Consider the following 15,757-nt stretch of genomic DNA (forward strand, 5'->3'; position numbering starts at 1 on the left):
CTGCCATGTCCATCGTTCTGACTGCGTTTGCCCGCCCCCGTCTTTTTCCGCGCGATGGCCGGCGCAATGCCATCCAGGACTGCACGCCCGAGCAGTTCATCCGGCATCTCAATGACACCCCACCGTTGCGCGTGATCGAAGGCTACGCGCCGTTCTGCCAGCTGCACGTACACCGCAACTGGACCAGCACGCGCTGCCTGACGGTGCCGATCACTGCCGACAACCGGCATCTGCTGCGCTCGGGCTATGAGGCGCGCACGACGCAGGAGCTTCCCGTGCTGGTGCGCTGGTTTGAAGGCGTCCAATCGCCGGTTGCGCAATACATGGTGCCGATCCTGTACAGCCGCGATCAGTTGGCCAAGGAAGGCGCGCCGATCGATGCGGACTGGGGCGTGGTGGGTTGCCTGTACACCGCCGAGCCCGACGACATCCCGATGGCGCCGATCACGCTGTTGCGCAATGCGCTGGGCGTGGAAGAGGGCGGCTCCGGCGTGCCACTGGACCGCGAGGCCTACCGGCGCAGCGTGGCGTTCTGGGAGGCCAATGCGAACTGGCGGCCGTGATGTCTGCGCGCCGCTGACCGATGTCTCGTAATGGGCTGTGACGCGCCGATCTTGCGCTGCGCGGGTGATCCAAGCAGCTGGCCTGGGAAATGCACACGCCCCGCTTGAGGCGGGAGATGGTCAGCTCAGGCCATATGAGGCGCTCTAGAGCGCTGGCGCGCCATAACGGTTGTCGGACGCGTCGCCCGGGATACAGCCGTTGTAGAGGAGCACGATCAGCGGGCCAAGCAGCGGCACAAGGAACACCAGGCTCATCCAGCCTGAGCGGTTGATGTCGTGCCAGCGGCGCACGTTGGCGGCAAGGCCGATCCACAGCATGACTGCCACGCAGGCGACGCCCCATACGGCAATCCAGGCCGGGACATCGTCCTTGGCGACGATCATGTCGACCAGTGGGCCGAGCAGCACGATCACCAGCCAGATCGTCCACCACTGCAAACGCGTGGCCCGGCCACGCAGAGAGAACAGCTGCTTCATGTCTTCTTCCTTGTAGAGCGTCGAGCGCCATGCCATGCCGTTGCGGTGTGTCGAGCTGCGCGTCCGTGTGGTGCCTCCAGCATGATGCAAGCCGCGGCGGCGTACTGCTGCCTCTGGCCTGTGGAGGAGGGGGCGGCAGCTACCGCTTCGCCACGCGCGACGGCGACATCCTGTGGGAGCGGGCCGCACGGTGCGGAACCCTGCCAAGGTGAGGCGTGGTTCCCTCGTCTTCGATGTGACCTCCACGCATGGAAGGGTGCTTGCGCGCCCGTCCATAGCGTGCTGCAGGCGTGCGGACCTCAGGTGCGCAGGATCCCCTGGCCTTTGGCAAGGACTGCCAGCGCTGCTGATTCATCCAGCACCACGTAGTCGCCGATGTCTTCACCATCGCGATCGTCAGCGTCCATCGCGTCCCATTCACCACGATCAAGCACTGCGTCCACCACCAGGTCGGTGAGCGGCGTGGGTGTAACCGGCCTGGATGGCGTCTGGCCAATCATGACGTAGTCGTCGCAGCGCGAGGCCTGGAACGCATCGGCGGATGCGAGCGTGAGCCATGCTCCTGCGCCCGAAATCACCGTATCGGCGTGGACGTTACCGCCGACCTGGGTGGTGCTGTCGCCCAGGCAGGCAACGACGGCTTCGGTGGCTACCAGATCGCCGCTAATCGCAAGGTGGTGGTCGTGGCCGGTGACCACGTTCCTGCACTGGACATTGCCCAGAACGATCAGCGCGCCTTGATCGTGCCGGCCAGTTGCCACGATGAGATTGCCGTCTACATGCAGGTCGCCATCGATCACCACGAAGGCCGCGGGCGGGCGCCAGGCGCTGCAGGCAACGTGTTGCGGGCCTTCGAGGAGTTGCCAGCCGCTGGCGAAGTCCAGCAGGTGCAGGGCATGGCTCGTGACAGTGTTCGGAGCGGAGTCGTGGTATCGGCTGACTGCGTCGTGATAAGCGTCCAAAACGTATCTTTCCTCCATGGAAAAAAAGCGCGACCGATTGGCCGCGCTTTCGTATTACACCATGCCGGTCAACCCGATCGACCGATCAATAGCGGTAATGATCCGGCTTGAACGGGCCTTCCACCGGCACGCCGAGATAATCGGCCTGGTCCTTGGTCAGGGTGGTCAGCTTGACGCCGATCTTTTCCAGGTGCAGGCGGGCCACTTCCTCGTCCAGGTGCTTGGGCAGGATGTAGACCTTCTTCTCGTAGCTGTCGCGCTTTTCCCACAGGTCGATCTGGGCCAGGGTCTGGTTGGCGAACGAGTTGGACATCACGAAGCTCGGGTGGCCGGTGGCGCAGCCCAGGTTCACCAGGCGGCCGTCGGCCAGCAGGAAGATCGCGTTGCCGTTCGGGAACACGTACTTGTCCACCTGCGGCTTGATGTTGATCTTCTCCACGCCCTTGAGGGCATTCAGCGCATCGACCTGGATCTCGTTGTCGAAGTGGCCGATGTTGCACACGATGGCCTGATCCTTCATCGCCTGCAGGTGCTCGGCGGTGATGATGTCCTTGTTGCCGGTGGTGGTGACATAGATGTCGCCACGGCCCAGCGTGGATTCGATGGTGTTGACCTCGTAGCCTTCCATCGCGGCCTGCAGCGCGCAGATCGGGTCGATCTCGGTCACGATGACGCGGGCGCCATAGTTGCGCAGCGAGGCGGCGCTGCCCTTGCCCACGTCGCCGTAGCCGCAGACCACCGCGACCTTGCCGGCCAGCATCACGTCCATCGCGCGCTTGAGGCCATCGGCCAGCGATTCGCGGCAGCCGTAGAGGTTGTCGAACTTGCTCTTGGTGACCGAGTCGTTGACGTTGATGGCCGGGATCAGCAGCTTGCCGGCTTCGGCAATCTGGTACAGGCGGTGCACGCCGGTGGTGGTTTCTTCGGAGACGCCCTTCCAGTCCTTGACCACACGCGCCCAGTAACCCGGGCGTTCAACCGCCACGCGCTTGAGCAGCGCCTTGATCACGCCTTCTTCGTGCGAGGAGGCCGGCTCGTCGACCCAGGTGCTGCCGTTTTCGAGCTCATAGCCCTTGTGGATCAGCAGGGTGACGTCACCGCCGTCGTCCACCACCAGCTCCGGGCCGGTCAGGGTGCCGTCGGGCAGGGTGAAGGTCAGCGCGTCCAGGGTGCAGTCCCAGTACTCTTCCAGCGTCTCGCCCTTCCAGGCGAACACGGGGGTGCCGGTGGCGGCGATCGCCGCGGCAGCGTGGTCCTGGGTGGAGAAGATGTTGCACGAGGCCCAGCGCACATTGGCACCGATGTCCTTGAGCGTTTCAATCAGCACCGCGGTCTGGATGGTCATGTGCAGCGAGCCGGTGACGCGTACGTCCTTCAGCGGCTTGGTTTGCGCATGCTTGCGGCGGATCGACATCAGGCCCGGCATCTCGTGCTCGGCGATGTCCAGCTCCTTGCGGCCCCAATCGGCCAGGGAGATGTCGGCGATCTTGTAATCGGTATGCGGGTCGATCTTGGTCACAGCGTTCATGCGATAGCTCCGGTAGCAGGCGTTGTCTGCAGTTCCGGGCGCCGTTGAACGGTGAATGCTGGTCGAGCCTGGCCGTATGCCCCGCACCTGTGGTGCAGATGGCGGATCAGTCCGCCCTACCGGTCGCAGCGCCCCTCGACAAGAGCGCCGATTATATCGACAGCACCCCCCTCCGGCATGAATTGGCCTGCCTGATTGGCATGACCCCCAACCAACGGCAGGGGGGCGGGCGGCGGGCGGCTGCTATGGTCCGGGCTCGATCCAGAACGGGGAAGCGGCAATGCAGGCCAAACGCAAGGCGCATCACAGAGGGCAGCACGGAACTGGGTCGACGGGTGGTGTTGGGGCGATCGCCGCGCTGCCGACCACGCCGGGCAGCGTGCAGGCTGGTTGCAGTGCAGCCGGCACCCGCCCATTGGCGCGTGCATTGCTACTGGCCGTGCTGGGCCTGCCATTGCTGGCCTGCGCGGCCGGTGTGCCGGCGATGCAGGCGGCTGCCGCAGGCAGTGGCTACCAGGTGCCGTCCCAGCCCCTGCAGGCGGTGGTGGATGCGCCGCGCGCCCCGCTGCTGCAGCTGTCTCCGCAACGCAACCTTGCCGCAGTGCTGCAACTGCCGGCGCTGCCGGACATTGCCGAGGTGGCCCAGCCCGAGCTCAAGCTGGCCGGCGTGCGCATCCATCCCCAGACCTTCGCCAGCAGCCGGTTTTCCTTCGCCGGCAAGCTGTGGTTGCAATCGATCAGCGACGGTAGCGAGCGGCAGATCGCCGGGCTGCCCACGCCGTTGTCGCTGGCCACGCTGAACTGGTCGCCGGACCAACGCTACCTGGCCTTCCGTCGCGAAGATGCCGCCAGCGGCGCCAATGAGCTGTGGCTGGTGGACGTGGCCACCGCACAGGCCCGGCGGCTGGTGGCCGGTTTGAACAGCACCGTCAACGACGAGCTGCGCTGGTTGCCCGACAGCAGCGGCCTGCTGGTGCAGCAGCAGGTGCCAGGGCAGGGGACGCCACTGCCGCGCGATGCCACTCCGCAGGGCCCCGCGGTCCAGCAAACCACTGCGGCGGCGGGCGTGCGCTCGCTGCCGACCTATCAGGACCTGCTGCGCAACGAGGCCGATGCACGCGTGTTCGAGTACTACGCCACCGGCCAGCCGGTCATCGTGGGCGTGAACGGGCAGGTGCGCCCGATCGCCACGCCCGGCATCTATCTCAAGCTGTCGGTGTCGCCGGATGGTCGTTACCTCCTGAGCGAACGCAGCGAGCGGCCGTTCTCGTATCTGGTACCGGTGGACAACTTCCCGCGCCGCATCGAGGTGCTGGACATGCAAGGCAAGCTGGTGCGCCAGATCGCGCAGCTGCCGCTGGTGGAAGGCCTGCCCACCGGCAACGATGCGGTGCCGACCGGTGTGCGCGACATCACCTGGCGGCACGATGCGCCGGCCACGCTGGTCTGGGTTGAGGCGCAGGATGGTGGCGACCCGGCGCGTGAGAGCAAGATCCGCGATGCGGTGCGGATGCAGGCCGCGCCGTTTGCGCGCGCACCGGTCACGCTGGCGCAGTTGGGCAGTCGCTTCGACGGGATCCTGTGGGGCCGCGGCGATCTGGCCATCCTCAGCGAGAGCTGGTGGAAGACGCGCCGCATCAAACAATGGCGCATCGCCCCCGATCAGCCCAAGCGTGCGCCAGAGCTGCTGTGGGACCGTTCCTCGCAAGACCGCTACAACGACCCGGGCACGCCGGCAACCGTTGCCGATGGCAAGGGGCGCCCGCTGTTGCAGACCAGCAGCGATGGCAACAGCCTGTTCCTGCTCGGCAAGGGCGCCTCGCCGGAAGGCGACCGGCCGTTTGTGGATCGCTTCGATCTGCAGAGCAAGCACGCCACTCGGTTGTTCCATTCGCAGGCACCCACCTATTCCGCGCCCCTGGCGCTGCTGGATGCACACGGCACGCAGTTGCTGCTCAGCCGCGAATCGCCTGAAGAACCGGCCAACTATTTCGTGCAGTCGCTGGGCGATGCGGCTCCTGCACCGCGTGCGTTGACACACTTCGCGCATCCATTGCCGCAGTTGCGCGGCGTGCAGAAGGAACAGATCCGCTACAAGCGTGCCGACGGCGTGGACCTCACCGCCACGCTGCTGCTGCCGCCCGGTTACGACCCCAAACGCGACGGCCCGCGGCCGCTGCTGATGTGGGCCTATCCTGGCGAATTCAAAAGCGCCGACACCGCCAGCCAGGTCACCGACTCGCCGTATCGCTTCAATGCCATCAGCTACTGGGGGCCGCAGGCGTTCCTGGCGATCGGCTACGTGGTGCTCAACAACCCGACCATGCCGATCGTCGGCGAAGGCGATGCCGAGCCCAATGACACCTACGTGCCGCAGCTGATCGCCGATGCGCAGGCGGCGGTGGACGAGGTGGTGCGGCGCGGGGTTACCGATCGTGAGCACATCGCCATCGGTGGGCATTCCTATGGCGCCTTCATGACGGCGAATCTGCTCGCGCATACGCGCCTGTTCAAGGCCGGCATTGCGCGCAGCGGCGCCTACAACCGCACGCTGACGCCGTTCGGTTTCCAGGCCGAAGAACGCAACTACTGGCAGGCGCAGTCGGTCTACCAGGCGATGTCGCCATTCAATTACGCCGACAAGATCAAGGACCCGTTGCTGCTGATCCATGGCCAGGACGACAACAACACCGGCACCTTCCCGATCCAGAGCGAACGCATGTTCGCCGCGATCAAGGGCTTGGGCGGCACCGCGAAGCTGGTGATGCTGCCCAACGAATCGCATGCGTATCGCGCGCGGCAATCGATCCTGCAGATGCTGGCCGAGAGCGAGCAGTGGTTGAAGAGCAATCTCGGAGAGCCAGCGCCGAACAAGGATGGCGCCGCTACACGCAAGCATTGATCGATGCTGCGCTGGCACCGGTAGGAGCGCGCTTGCGCGCGATGCGGCGTTACCGGTGACGCTTCGTCGCGCCCGGGTGCACTCCTACTGCGGATGTGGCTGATGCGATGCCGACAACGTCTGCCGAGCCGCGCAGACGATTGCGCGATCACCCGTAGGAGCGGGCTTGCCCGCGAGGGCCTTACCAGGGAAGCCGCATCGCGTAGGAGCGGGCTGGCCCGCGATGAGGGCATCACCGGGAAAGCCCCATCGCGCGCCAGCGCGCTCCTACGAGAGTCATCGGACAGAGCACCGGCACACGATGGTTGGTGTTGAAACCGTCGTGATGGTCGCGATCATCTAATCCTTTTGGGTTAGTCTTCGACGACTTTGCGCTTGATGAGGGTGTGCGTTTCCGATGAACGAGTACCGCAGCAGTCTTGTGTTCGCTACTCCCGATCTGCCTTTGCGCGACGATGTCCGCCGGCTTGGCGCGCTGGTCGGCGATCTGCTCGCCGAGCAGGTGTCTGCGGAATTTCTCGACGAAATCGAACGCGTCCGTACCACCGCCATTTCGCGTCGCGAGAGCGATGCGCCGCCTTCCACGCTGAGCGAACAACTCACCGGGCGCGCACCGCGCGATGCCGAGGCGCTGGTGCGCGCCTTCAGCACCTATTTCCAGGTGGTCAACATCGCCGAGCGCGTGCATCGCATCCGCCGCCGCCGCGAGTACCAGCGCAGCGGCACCGATACGCCGCAGCCCGATGGCCTGCACGATGCATTGCGCCGGCTCAAGGCGCAGGGCGTGACCCTGGACGAACTCAGCCAGTGGTTGCCGCGCATCGACGTGGAGCCGGTGTTCACCGCCCATCCCACCGAAGCGGTGCGCCGCGCGCTGCTGGAAAAAGAACAGCTGATGGTCGCCAGCCTGGTCGACAACCTCGACGGCATGCGCACCCCCAACGAGCGCGCCAGCGATGCGGCGCGCTTCCGCATGGCCCTGACCGCCTCCTGGCAGACCGCCGATTCCTCGCCGGTGCGTCCCACCGTGGACGACGAACGCGAGCACGTGGGGTTCTATCTCACCCAGGTGCTCTATCGCGTCATCCCGGTGATGTACGAAACCCTCGAACACGCCATCGAAGAAACCTACGGCAGCGTGCCGCCGCTGCCGCGCCTGCTGCGCTTCGGCACCTGGGTGGGCGGGGACATGGACGGCAATCCCAACGTGGATGCCGCCACCATCGCCGGCACCCTGGATGCGCAGCGCCGCGCGGTGCTGGACCGTTACCAGAAGGAACTCTGGCAATTGGCCAGCCTGCTCAGCCAGTCGACCACGCTGGTGCAGGTCAGCCCCGAGCTGACTGCGCAGCTGGAACGCTACCGTGCGCTGCTGCCGGAGGCCGCCGCCCGTTCGCGACCGCGCCACGGCGACATGCCGTACCGCCTGCTCAACGACCTGATGCGCGCACGCCTGCAGGCCACGCTGGACGATGCCGACGGCGCATACGCCGCACCGTCCGAACTCGAACACGATCTGCAACTGATCCTGGACAGCCTGCAGTCCAACAAGGGCCTGCACGCCGGTTGGTTTGCGGTGCGTCGGCTGTTGTGGCGCGTGCGCAGCTTTGGGTTTCATCTGGCGCGGCTGGATGTGCGCCAGGAATCGAGCGTGCATGCCCGCGCGGTCGCCGATGCGCTGGGCCAGGGCGACTGGGAAGGGCAGGATGCGACACAGCGTGCCGCCGTGCTCGGCCCGTATGCCGCCGGCGAACAGGCGCTGCCGCGCGTGGACGACGACGGCAATGCGCGGCTGGACGCGGTGTTCGCCGCGCTCGCCGATGCCCGCACACGCCACGGCGCCGATGCACTGGGCAGCTACATCATCTCGATGGCGCACAACCGCGCCGACGTGCTCACCGTGCTCGCCCTGGCGCGGCGCGGTGGCCTGGTCGACGACGCCGGTACGGTGCCGCTGGACATCGTGCCGCTGTTCGAAACCGTGGACGATCTGCGTGGCGGTACCGGCACCGTGCAGGACCTGCTGGCCGACCCGGTCTATCGCCAGCACCTGGCCGCGCGCGGCGATACCCAGATGGTGATGCTGGGCTACTCGGACAGCGGCAAGGACGGCGGCATTGCCGCCTCGCGCTGGGGCCTGCAACGTGCGCAGGTCGAGTTGCTGGAAGCCGCCGCCGAGTTGGGTGTGCGGCTGACGTTTTTCCACGGCCGCGGCGGCTCGATCGCCCGCGGCGGCGGCAAGACCAGCCGCGCGCTGGATGCCGCCCCGCGCGGCAGCGTGGATGGCCGCCTGCGCGTCACCGAGCAGGGCGAGGTGATCCATCGCAAGTACGGCATCCGTGCATTGGCACTGCGCTCGCTGGAACAGATGACCGGTGCGGTGCTGTTGTCCAGCCTGCGCCCGCGTGCGCCGGAACCGCGCGAGGACCGCTGGCGGCCGGTGATGGATCTGGTCGCCGAGCGCAGCACGGTGGCCTACCGCGCCTTTGTCGGTGCGCCGGACTTCATGCAGTACTTCCGCCTGGCCACGCCGATCGATGTGATCGAACGCATGACGCTGGGCTCGCGCCCCTCGCGCCGGCTGGGTCAGGATGCCGCGCTGTCGAACCTGCGCGCGATTCCGTGGGTGTTTGCGTGGAGCCAGGCGCGTGCGGTGATTCCGGGCTGGTATGGCGTGGGCAGCGGGCTGCAGGCCGCGGTGGATGCCGGGCACGAAGACACCTTGCGCGAGATGGCCCAGGACTGGCCGTTCTTCCGCACCTTCCTGGACGACATCGCCATGGTGCTGTCCAAGGGCGACCTCACCATTGCCGAGCTGTTCTCGCGGCTGTCGGGCGACCTGCATGCACGGTTTTTCCCACAGATCCGCGACGAACTGGCGCTGACCAAGGGCTGGGTCAAGGCGCTGCTGCAGCAACAGTCGTTGCTGCAGCACGACCCACGGCTGGCCTTGTCGATCCGTCTGCGCAACCCGTACATCGACCCGATCAGCGTGCTGCAGGTGGACCTGCTGCAACGCTGGCGGGCCACCGATGGCGAAGACGAGGAACTGCTGCGCGCGCTGGTCGCCTGCGTCAACGGCGTCTCGCAAGGGGTGCAGAACACCGGCTGATCCGACCGTTGGTCGGCGCGGACGCAGAATCGGTAAGCGGGCTCTGGCATGGGCGGACAAATCTGTCCGATAATGCCGGCATGATGACCTCCCGCCCTGATGCCGCGCTGCGCCGCCGGCAGATTCTCGATGCTGCCGACGAAGTGTTCAGCGAACACGGCGTCAATGCCCCGTTGGAACTGGTGGTGGAGCGTGCCGGCCTGGGCCGCGCCACCTTGTACCGGAACTTCCCGGACCGGGTGGCGCTGATGACCGCGCTGATGGCGCGCGGCCTGGACGGCCTGGAGCGGCTGGCGGCCGACCTGGCCGACCGCCCGGACGGGCTGGCCGTGCTGCTGCACGACGTGGCCGAGCACATCGCCCAGTCGGCGCCGCTGGTGGACTTCTGGCGCTCGATCGAACGCGCGCACCCGGCGGTGGAAGCCGCCGACCGGCGCGTGGTGGCGATCTTCCTGCCGTTCGTGCACCGCGCCCGCGATGCCGGCCTGTGCCGGGCCGACGTCGACGACGAACAACTGCTGCTGGTGATCGACATGCTGGGCAGTTGCCTGCGCGGCAGCGATGAGTCCGAACGCAAGCGTCTTGCCCATCGCTCGGCCGATCTGCTGATGCATGCGCTGGGCATGCAGGTGCCTGAAGGCGGCACGCGATGACACCGGCCACCCGTGCGGTCATCGGCCGCTGGGCATTGCGCGTGGCGCTGGTGCTGGCCGCGACCTGGGGCGCATTGGCGATCTATTTCGCGCTCACCGGCAATGCGCTGGTGCGCATCGGCTGGGTGGCATCGTGGTGTGCGATGGCGCTGGCCGCCGTGTGGGGCCTGCGCCGTGGCCGCGAAAACTGGGCCCTGGTGGGCATCTTCGGTGCGGCATTCGTGGCATTGGCGGTGTCGTGGGGGCTCATGCAGCCCAGCCAGGACCGCGACTGGGCCGACGATGTCGCCCAGCGTCTGCGCCCGGAGGTGCACGGCAACAGCGTGACCCTGCACAACGTGCGCAACTTCGACTGGCATAGCGAAACCAAGTACGTTCCGCGCTGGGAAACCCGCCAGTACGATCTGGATCGGCTGGTCAGCGCCGACCTGGCCTTGTCGTACTGGATGGGCCCGGCGATCGCGCACACGCTGGTGTCGTTCGGTTTCGACGACGGTTCGCACGTGGTGTTCTCGCTGGAAATCCGCAAGGAGCGCGGCGAGTCGTTCTCGGCCGTGGGCGGCTTCTTCCGCAGTTTCGAAGAAACCCTGGTGGCCGCCGACGAGCGCGACATCCTGCGCGTGCGCACCAACGTGCGCGGCGAGGACATGTACCTGTATCGCCTGGCGATTCCCAAGGCCGGGCTGCGCCGGATGTTCATGGGCTATGTCGGCCTGGCCAACGATCTGAATCGCAAGCCGGCGTTCTACAACACGCTGACCAGCAACTGCACCACGATCGTGTTCGCCCTGGTACGCCAGCTGCGGCCCACCCTGCCGCTGGATCACCGCCTGCTGCTGTCCGGCTATGCCGACGAATACGCCTACGATCACCAGGGCCTGATGCCCGGCTACGATTTCGCCACGCTGAAGCAGCGCGGCCATTTCACTGCGCGTGCGATCGCCGCAGATGACGCTGCGGATTTCTCCGAGCGCATCCGTGCCGGCATGCCGCAGGCACCCGCACCAGGCGCCTCGGCGAGCGCGGCGCAGTGAGTGCGTACGCACGCCGGCGCGGCAGTGCTGCGCTGCTGGCGGCTGCGCTGCTGGGAGCGTGGCTGAGCGGCTGTGCCATGGTCACGGTGCAATCGCGCACCAGCGGCGACTACATCGCGCAGACGCGCGGCGATGTGCTCAGCACCGGCGCACTCAGTCAATCCGGCAGCGAGACCCTGCAGGTGGCCGGCCTGCAACCCAAGGCCTGCCGCAAGCAGCCGCTGCCCTGCGTGCAGCAATTGGCCACGGTGGCGGGCATTGGCGACGAGCGCCGCCTGGCCACGCAAGCCGAGCTGTGGACAGCGCATGCGATCGAGCTGGGCGGCCGCAACCCGGCACAGATGAGCGACACGGCGGCGCAAGCCTGGCTGGAAGCCGCGCGGCATGCCTATGCCTACCTGTTTTTCACTGCGCGTGCGCCCGGAGCGCGCGCCTTCGAAAACCGCCAGACCCAGGTGCGCGACTATTACAACTACGCCGTGCAACAGGTGGTCGAACGCCTGTTCGCGCGCGCGCAACAAGCCGGCCAGATCACCCCGACACCGACCGCCGTCGGCGGTTGGCAGGTCGCCATCGACACCTCTGCGTATCGGCTGCCGGGCGGCGGCAACACACCGCGCGCGATCTTTGCGGCTTCGGCATTGCGCTTTGACGGATTACGCAGCACGTATCGACGCGACGGCTTCGGCGCCGAACTGGTGGCCGCAGTGGACCCGCAGCTGGTCGGCGACCCGGCCGGCCTGGCCGTGCAGCAGGCTGCGGCCGCCAGCACCGCGCCCGGGCGCCCGCTGCCGACCTTCAGCGAAATGCCGTATGCACCGGCAACGCTGCTGTTGCGCTTCGAGGGCTACAGCCTGGATGCGGTACTGCGCACCGATCTGGTGACGGTGGTGCCGTACGACCCGTACCGCCAGAACGAAGTGGTGCTGCACGGCCAGCGCGTGCCGCTCGCGGCCAACTTCACTGCGGCCTACGGGCTATGGCTGGCCAGGTCGGGCTTTGCCGCGCAGTCGTTGCGGTCCATGCTGGGCAGCGCACATGGCATCGATCGCCCGCATCTGTACCTGATGCAGCCCTACGACCCCAACCGGCGCGTGCTGCTGATGCTGCACGGGCTGGCCAGCAGCCCGGAGGCCTGGGTCAATGTGGCCAACGAGGTGATGGGCGATGAAACCCTGCGCCAGCATTATCAAATCTGGCAGGTGTATTACCCGACCAACGCGCCGATTGCGGTCAATCGTGCGCAGATCCAGGCGCTGGTGGAGCGCAGCCTGCAGCACTTCGACCCCGCCGGCACCGCCCCCGCCTCGCACGGCATGGTGTTGATCGGCCACAGCATGGGCGGGGTGATCGGACGCCTGCTGGTGTCTTCGTCCGGAGAGCACCTCTGGAATGCGCTGCTGCAGGACTATCGGCTGGAAGGCGAACGCGGTGCGCGCGTGCGCGCCAAACTGGCGCCCTTGCTGCATTTCTCGCCGATGCCGCAGATCGACCGCGCCATCTTCATCGCTGCGCCGCATCGCGGCACACCGCTGGCCGAGGGCGGGTTGGGGCGCTTCGTCGGCCGCATGGTGCGCCTGCCGATCGCCTTGCTGGACCGGTTCAGCGATGTGCTGCAGGACCTCGCCAATAGCGAACGCCAACGGCAGGGAGGGCCGCCGCGTCGCAAGGGCCGCCTGTTGCCACCGACCAGCATCGACAACCTGCGCGATACCGACCCGTTCGTGCGCGCCACGATGGATCTGCCGATCTCGCCGCAGGTGCGCTACCACACCATCGTCGGCCGCGAAAAACCGCAGGTACCGTTGGCCGACTCCGACGATGGCCTGGTGCCGTACCGCAGCGCACATCTGGACGGCGCCGCGTCCGAACTGGTGGTCACCTCCTGGCACAGCGTGCAGGAAACGCCGCAGGCCATCCTGGAGATCCGCCGCATCCTGCATGCGCAGTTGCAGGTCAAAGCTGGCGAGGTGCCTGCACCGATGCAATCGCCGGAGCCTGCGCCGGCCTCTGTGCCCGCGAGCTTGTGAGTTCACCTTGCGGCCAGGGCGGGTAAATGTCCGGCCCTGTTAGCGCCGTGTTTACTTCGCTCGTGGTATCAGGCCATCTCTCGAACAGGCTCGAACAAGGAAGACGCGATGCGCAAGCTGTCGGCAGTGCTGTGGGTTCCGGTGTTGTTGGTCGGTTGCGGTGGTGGCGAAGCGCCAGAGGATGCAGGCGCTGCCGGCACCGCAGCTTCCGCATCGCAGGCTGCGGTGCGCACGCCCGAGGCGCCTGCAGCGGCGGCTGACGCCGTGCCGGAATTCCCGGCCATTCCCACCATCGTGGTGCCCGACATCGTTGGGGTGACCCCGGCGCAACGCGCGCTGGAAGCCTCGCTGCAGGAGGTGCTTGACCCGGTCGAGGGCATCAGCGTGGCGCCGGCCCGCTGCGGCACCGGTGGCACGCTGGTCAATGATGCCGGCATCACCAGCGTCGATGCCAACGGCAACCTGCTGCGCAATGGCGAGGGAGGTTTGTTCAATCTCAAGGCCGACGGCAGCGGCACCGCCAACTTCGACGGTGGCCTGATCAGCGTCAACGCCGATGGCAGCGGCACCATTAATGCCAGTGGCCAGGATGGCGACGATGCGCTGATCGATGTGCAGTCCAACGGCGGCGGTACCTACAATGGCCCGGCCGGGCTGATCAGCCTGGATGGCAAGGGCGCCGGCACCTGGAACAGCGACAAGAGCGGGCTGATCGACAATCGCGGCGATGGCAGCGGCACCTGGAATGGACCGCGCGGCCTGGTCACCATCAATGCCGACGGGTCGGGCACCTGGAACAGCCCCGATGGCCTGGTGCAGAACCGTGGCGACGGGACCGGCACGGTGGGCACCCCGCCACGCGAGGTGCGCATGCCGCCGCTGCCCAAGGTGCCGCCGGCCGGCCGCTTCCCGCCACTGCAGAAATTCGCCCCTCCCGGTGCGCCCTGCGGCTATCTGATCACCTTGAATGACCGCATCCTGTTCGACTTCGACAAGTCCGATATCCGCCCCGATGCCGCACGCGTGCTCGACACGTTGGCCGCGGCGCTTGGCACCGTGACCCCTAAGGAAATGGAAGTGCGTGGGCACACCGATGCCAAGGGAGAGGATGCCTACAACCAGGCGCTGTCCGAACGCCGCGCCACTGCGGTGCTGGCAGCGCTGCGCGCACGCGGCGCCGCGCAGGCTGCTGGCGCCAAGGGCTACGGAGAAACGCAGCCGGTTGCCCCCAACACCGTCAACGGGCAGGACAACCCGGGCGGGCGACAACTCAATCGACGGGTCGAGATCTTTCTTCGGACCTGAGCACGCGCTGGTATCGGCATTGCGTAGCCCTGACCGGCGGCGGGGCAGCGGCGCATTGACGGGTGTGCATGCCGCAAAGATCACGAGAGCCTGCCGGGCGCGGAGGCGCGTGGACTCGCACCGCGTTTTCGTAGCAGTGGACGCCACAGCGCATCGCCGTGGCGTGCCCTGAAGGGGGAGGTTGTACGGATCATCGACTCCGAATTTTTCTTCGGACGTCATCCCGCGCTGGTTGTCTGCGCTGCGTAGTCGCTGACCGGTGGCTGGGCAGCGTCGCGTTGATGGGTGTGCATGTCGCAAAGATCAGGAAAGCCTGATGGGTGTGGATGCACGTGGACGCGTGCCGCGCTTTCGTAGCGGTGGGGGCAGCGACGCGTCATGTCGTGCCGTGCCCGACAGGGTGCAGCGTGTCTCGCTCATCGTCTCCGGCTGCCCGCGTGCGATGGGCGATTGGCGTGCTTTGCGCCACATCCTCATCGCGAGTCGCCTCTCTCCGCGTGGAAACAAAGATAAAACAACGTTGCCTGGGATCGGGTATGGAGGCACGTGGACTCGCCGCGCTTTCGTAGCGATGGGACCAGCGACGCGTCATGTCGTGCCGTGCCCAGCAGGACGCAGCGTGTCTCGCTCGTCATCTCCGGCCGCCGGTATGCAATGGGCGACTGGCGTGCTTTGCGCCACATCCTCATCGCGAGTCGCCTCTCCCCGCGTGGAAACAAAGATAAAACAACGTTGCCTGGGATCGGGTATGGAGGCACGTGGACTTGCCGCGCTTTCGTAGCGATGGGACCAGCGACGCGTCATGTCGTGCCGTGCCCAGCAGGGTGCAACGTGTCTCGCTCATCGTCTCCGGTCGCCCGTGTGCGATGGGCGATTGGCGTGCTTTGCGCCACATCCTCATCGCGAGTCGCCTCTCCCCGCGTGGAAAGAAAGATAAAGCAACGCTGCCAGGGATCTGGCTGGCAGTTGCTCGCGACAGTTGCAGCGCGCACTGCGCCGCAGGATGGGCAGCAAGACTGCAGTGACGCTCTGCGTAGAGAGGCGCGTTCGAACAACGGTGTGCATGCAGGTGTGCACCACGGGCCAACGTGGGTCGCCTGCGCAGCCAGGTCGTGATTCCGGTTTCCATGCTTCGGCGACTGTGCCGACTTATGCGTCCTGCGCATGCAGATCTCGGGGATTGCCGTGGCG

Annotated in this window: 10 protein-coding genes and 1 riboswitch; of the genes, 7 read left to right on the forward strand and 3 right to left on the reverse strand. The window is 66.7% G+C overall.

The genetic code is table 11. The annotated features are described in order from the left end of the window. The first annotated feature begins 5 nt into the window (after positions 1-5). Positions 6-563 (forward strand): DUF3228 family protein, encoded by a 558-nt coding sequence (locus tag A7D17_RS07465; RefSeq protein WP_064508524.1) that lies wholly within the window; start codon positions 6-8, stop codon positions 561-563. A gap of 144 nt (positions 564-707) precedes the next feature. Here A7D17_RS07465 and A7D17_RS24435 read toward each other — a convergent pair whose 3' ends face one another. From A7D17_RS24435 to ahcY, 3 genes are all read right to left on the reverse strand, one after another. Beyond that, positions 708-1,040, reverse strand: coding sequence for a DUF805 domain-containing protein (locus tag A7D17_RS24435; protein WP_161946532.1), 333 nt, complete (start codon positions 1,038-1,040; stop codon positions 708-710). A 299-nt stretch (positions 1,041-1,339) separates the two neighbouring features. Continuing rightward, positions 1,340-2,002 (reverse strand): polymer-forming cytoskeletal protein, encoded by a 663-nt coding sequence (locus A7D17_RS07475; RefSeq protein WP_064508526.1) that lies wholly within the window; start codon positions 2,000-2,002, stop codon positions 1,340-1,342. A gap of 85 nt (positions 2,003-2,087) precedes the next feature. Then, positions 2,088-3,530, reverse strand: a complete 1,443-nt coding sequence (ahcY, locus tag A7D17_RS07480) for an adenosylhomocysteinase (RefSeq protein WP_064508527.1) — start codon at positions 3,528-3,530, stop codon at positions 2,088-2,090. Between the two features lie 29 nt (positions 3,531-3,559). After that, a riboswitch (S-adenosyl-L-homocysteine riboswitch) is annotated at positions 3,560-3,673 on the reverse strand. A 341-nt stretch (positions 3,674-4,014) separates the two neighbouring features. Between ahcY and A7D17_RS07485 the strand changes: the two genes are divergently transcribed. From A7D17_RS07485 to A7D17_RS07510, 6 genes are all read left to right on the forward strand, one after another. Next, positions 4,015-6,432, forward strand: a complete 2,418-nt coding sequence (locus tag A7D17_RS07485) for a S9 family peptidase (RefSeq protein ID WP_425479581.1) — start codon at positions 4,015-4,017, stop codon at positions 6,430-6,432. A gap of 397 nt (positions 6,433-6,829) precedes the next feature. Next, on the forward strand, positions 6,830-9,544 hold the full coding sequence (ppc, locus tag A7D17_RS07490; RefSeq protein ID WP_064508529.1) for a phosphoenolpyruvate carboxylase: 2,715 nt from the start codon (positions 6,830-6,832) through the stop codon (positions 9,542-9,544). Between the two features lie 80 nt (positions 9,545-9,624). Then, positions 9,625-10,197: a TetR/AcrR family transcriptional regulator gene (locus tag A7D17_RS07495; RefSeq protein WP_064508530.1), complete on the forward strand. Its 573-nt coding sequence runs from the start codon at positions 9,625-9,627 to the stop codon at positions 10,195-10,197. Continuing rightward, positions 10,194-11,231 (forward strand): Lnb N-terminal periplasmic domain-containing protein, encoded by a 1,038-nt coding sequence (locus A7D17_RS07500; protein ID WP_064508531.1) that lies wholly within the window; start codon positions 10,194-10,196, stop codon positions 11,229-11,231. The genes A7D17_RS07495 and A7D17_RS07500 overlap by 4 nt, the downstream gene beginning before the upstream one ends. A 77-nt stretch (positions 11,232-11,308) precedes the next feature. Further along, positions 11,309-13,261, forward strand: coding sequence for a lipase family protein (locus A7D17_RS07505; protein WP_095522581.1), 1,953 nt, complete (start codon positions 11,309-11,311; stop codon positions 13,259-13,261). Between the two features lie 108 nt (positions 13,262-13,369). Then, a complete protein-coding gene (locus tag A7D17_RS07510) occupies positions 13,370-14,566 on the forward strand; it encodes an OmpA family protein (protein WP_064508533.1) in 1,197 nt (398 codons plus the stop codon). Positions 14,567-15,757 lie beyond the last annotated feature (1,191 nt).

This window comes from Xanthomonas floridensis, from assembly GCF_001642575.1.
GTDB classification, from domain to species: domain Bacteria; phylum Pseudomonadota; class Gammaproteobacteria; order Xanthomonadales; family Xanthomonadaceae; genus Xanthomonas; species Xanthomonas floridensis.

What these genes read in the sequence shown, in the direction of transcription:
- ppc (WP_064508529.1), top strand. Translation starts at nt 6,830, where the DNA reads ATGAACGAGTACCGCAGCAGTCTTGTGTTCGCTACTCCCGATCTGCCT.
- A7D17_RS07500 (WP_064508531.1), top strand. Translation starts at nt 10,194, where the DNA reads ATGACACCGGCCACCCGTGCGGTCATCGGCCGCTGGGCATTGCGCGTG.
- A7D17_RS07485 (WP_425479581.1), top strand. Translation starts at nt 4,015, where the DNA reads ATGCAGGCGGCTGCCGCAGGCAGTGGCTACCAGGTGCCGTCCCAGCCC.
- A7D17_RS07510 (WP_064508533.1), top strand. Translation starts at nt 13,370, where the DNA reads ATGCGCAAGCTGTCGGCAGTGCTGTGGGTTCCGGTGTTGTTGGTCGGT.
- A7D17_RS24435 (WP_161946532.1), bottom strand. Translation starts at nt 1,040, where the DNA reads ATGAAGCAGCTGTTCTCTCTGCGTGGCCGGGCCACGCGTTTGCAGTGG.
- ahcY (WP_064508527.1), bottom strand. Translation starts at nt 3,530, where the DNA reads ATGAACGCTGTGACCAAGATCGACCCGCATACCGATTACAAGATCGCC.
- A7D17_RS07505 (WP_095522581.1), top strand. Translation starts at nt 11,309, where the DNA reads ATGGTCACGGTGCAATCGCGCACCAGCGGCGACTACATCGCGCAGACG.
- A7D17_RS07465 (WP_064508524.1), top strand. Translation starts at nt 6, where the DNA reads ATGTCCATCGTTCTGACTGCGTTTGCCCGCCCCCGTCTTTTTCCGCGC.
- A7D17_RS07495 (WP_064508530.1), top strand. Translation starts at nt 9,625, where the DNA reads ATGATGACCTCCCGCCCTGATGCCGCGCTGCGCCGCCGGCAGATTCTC.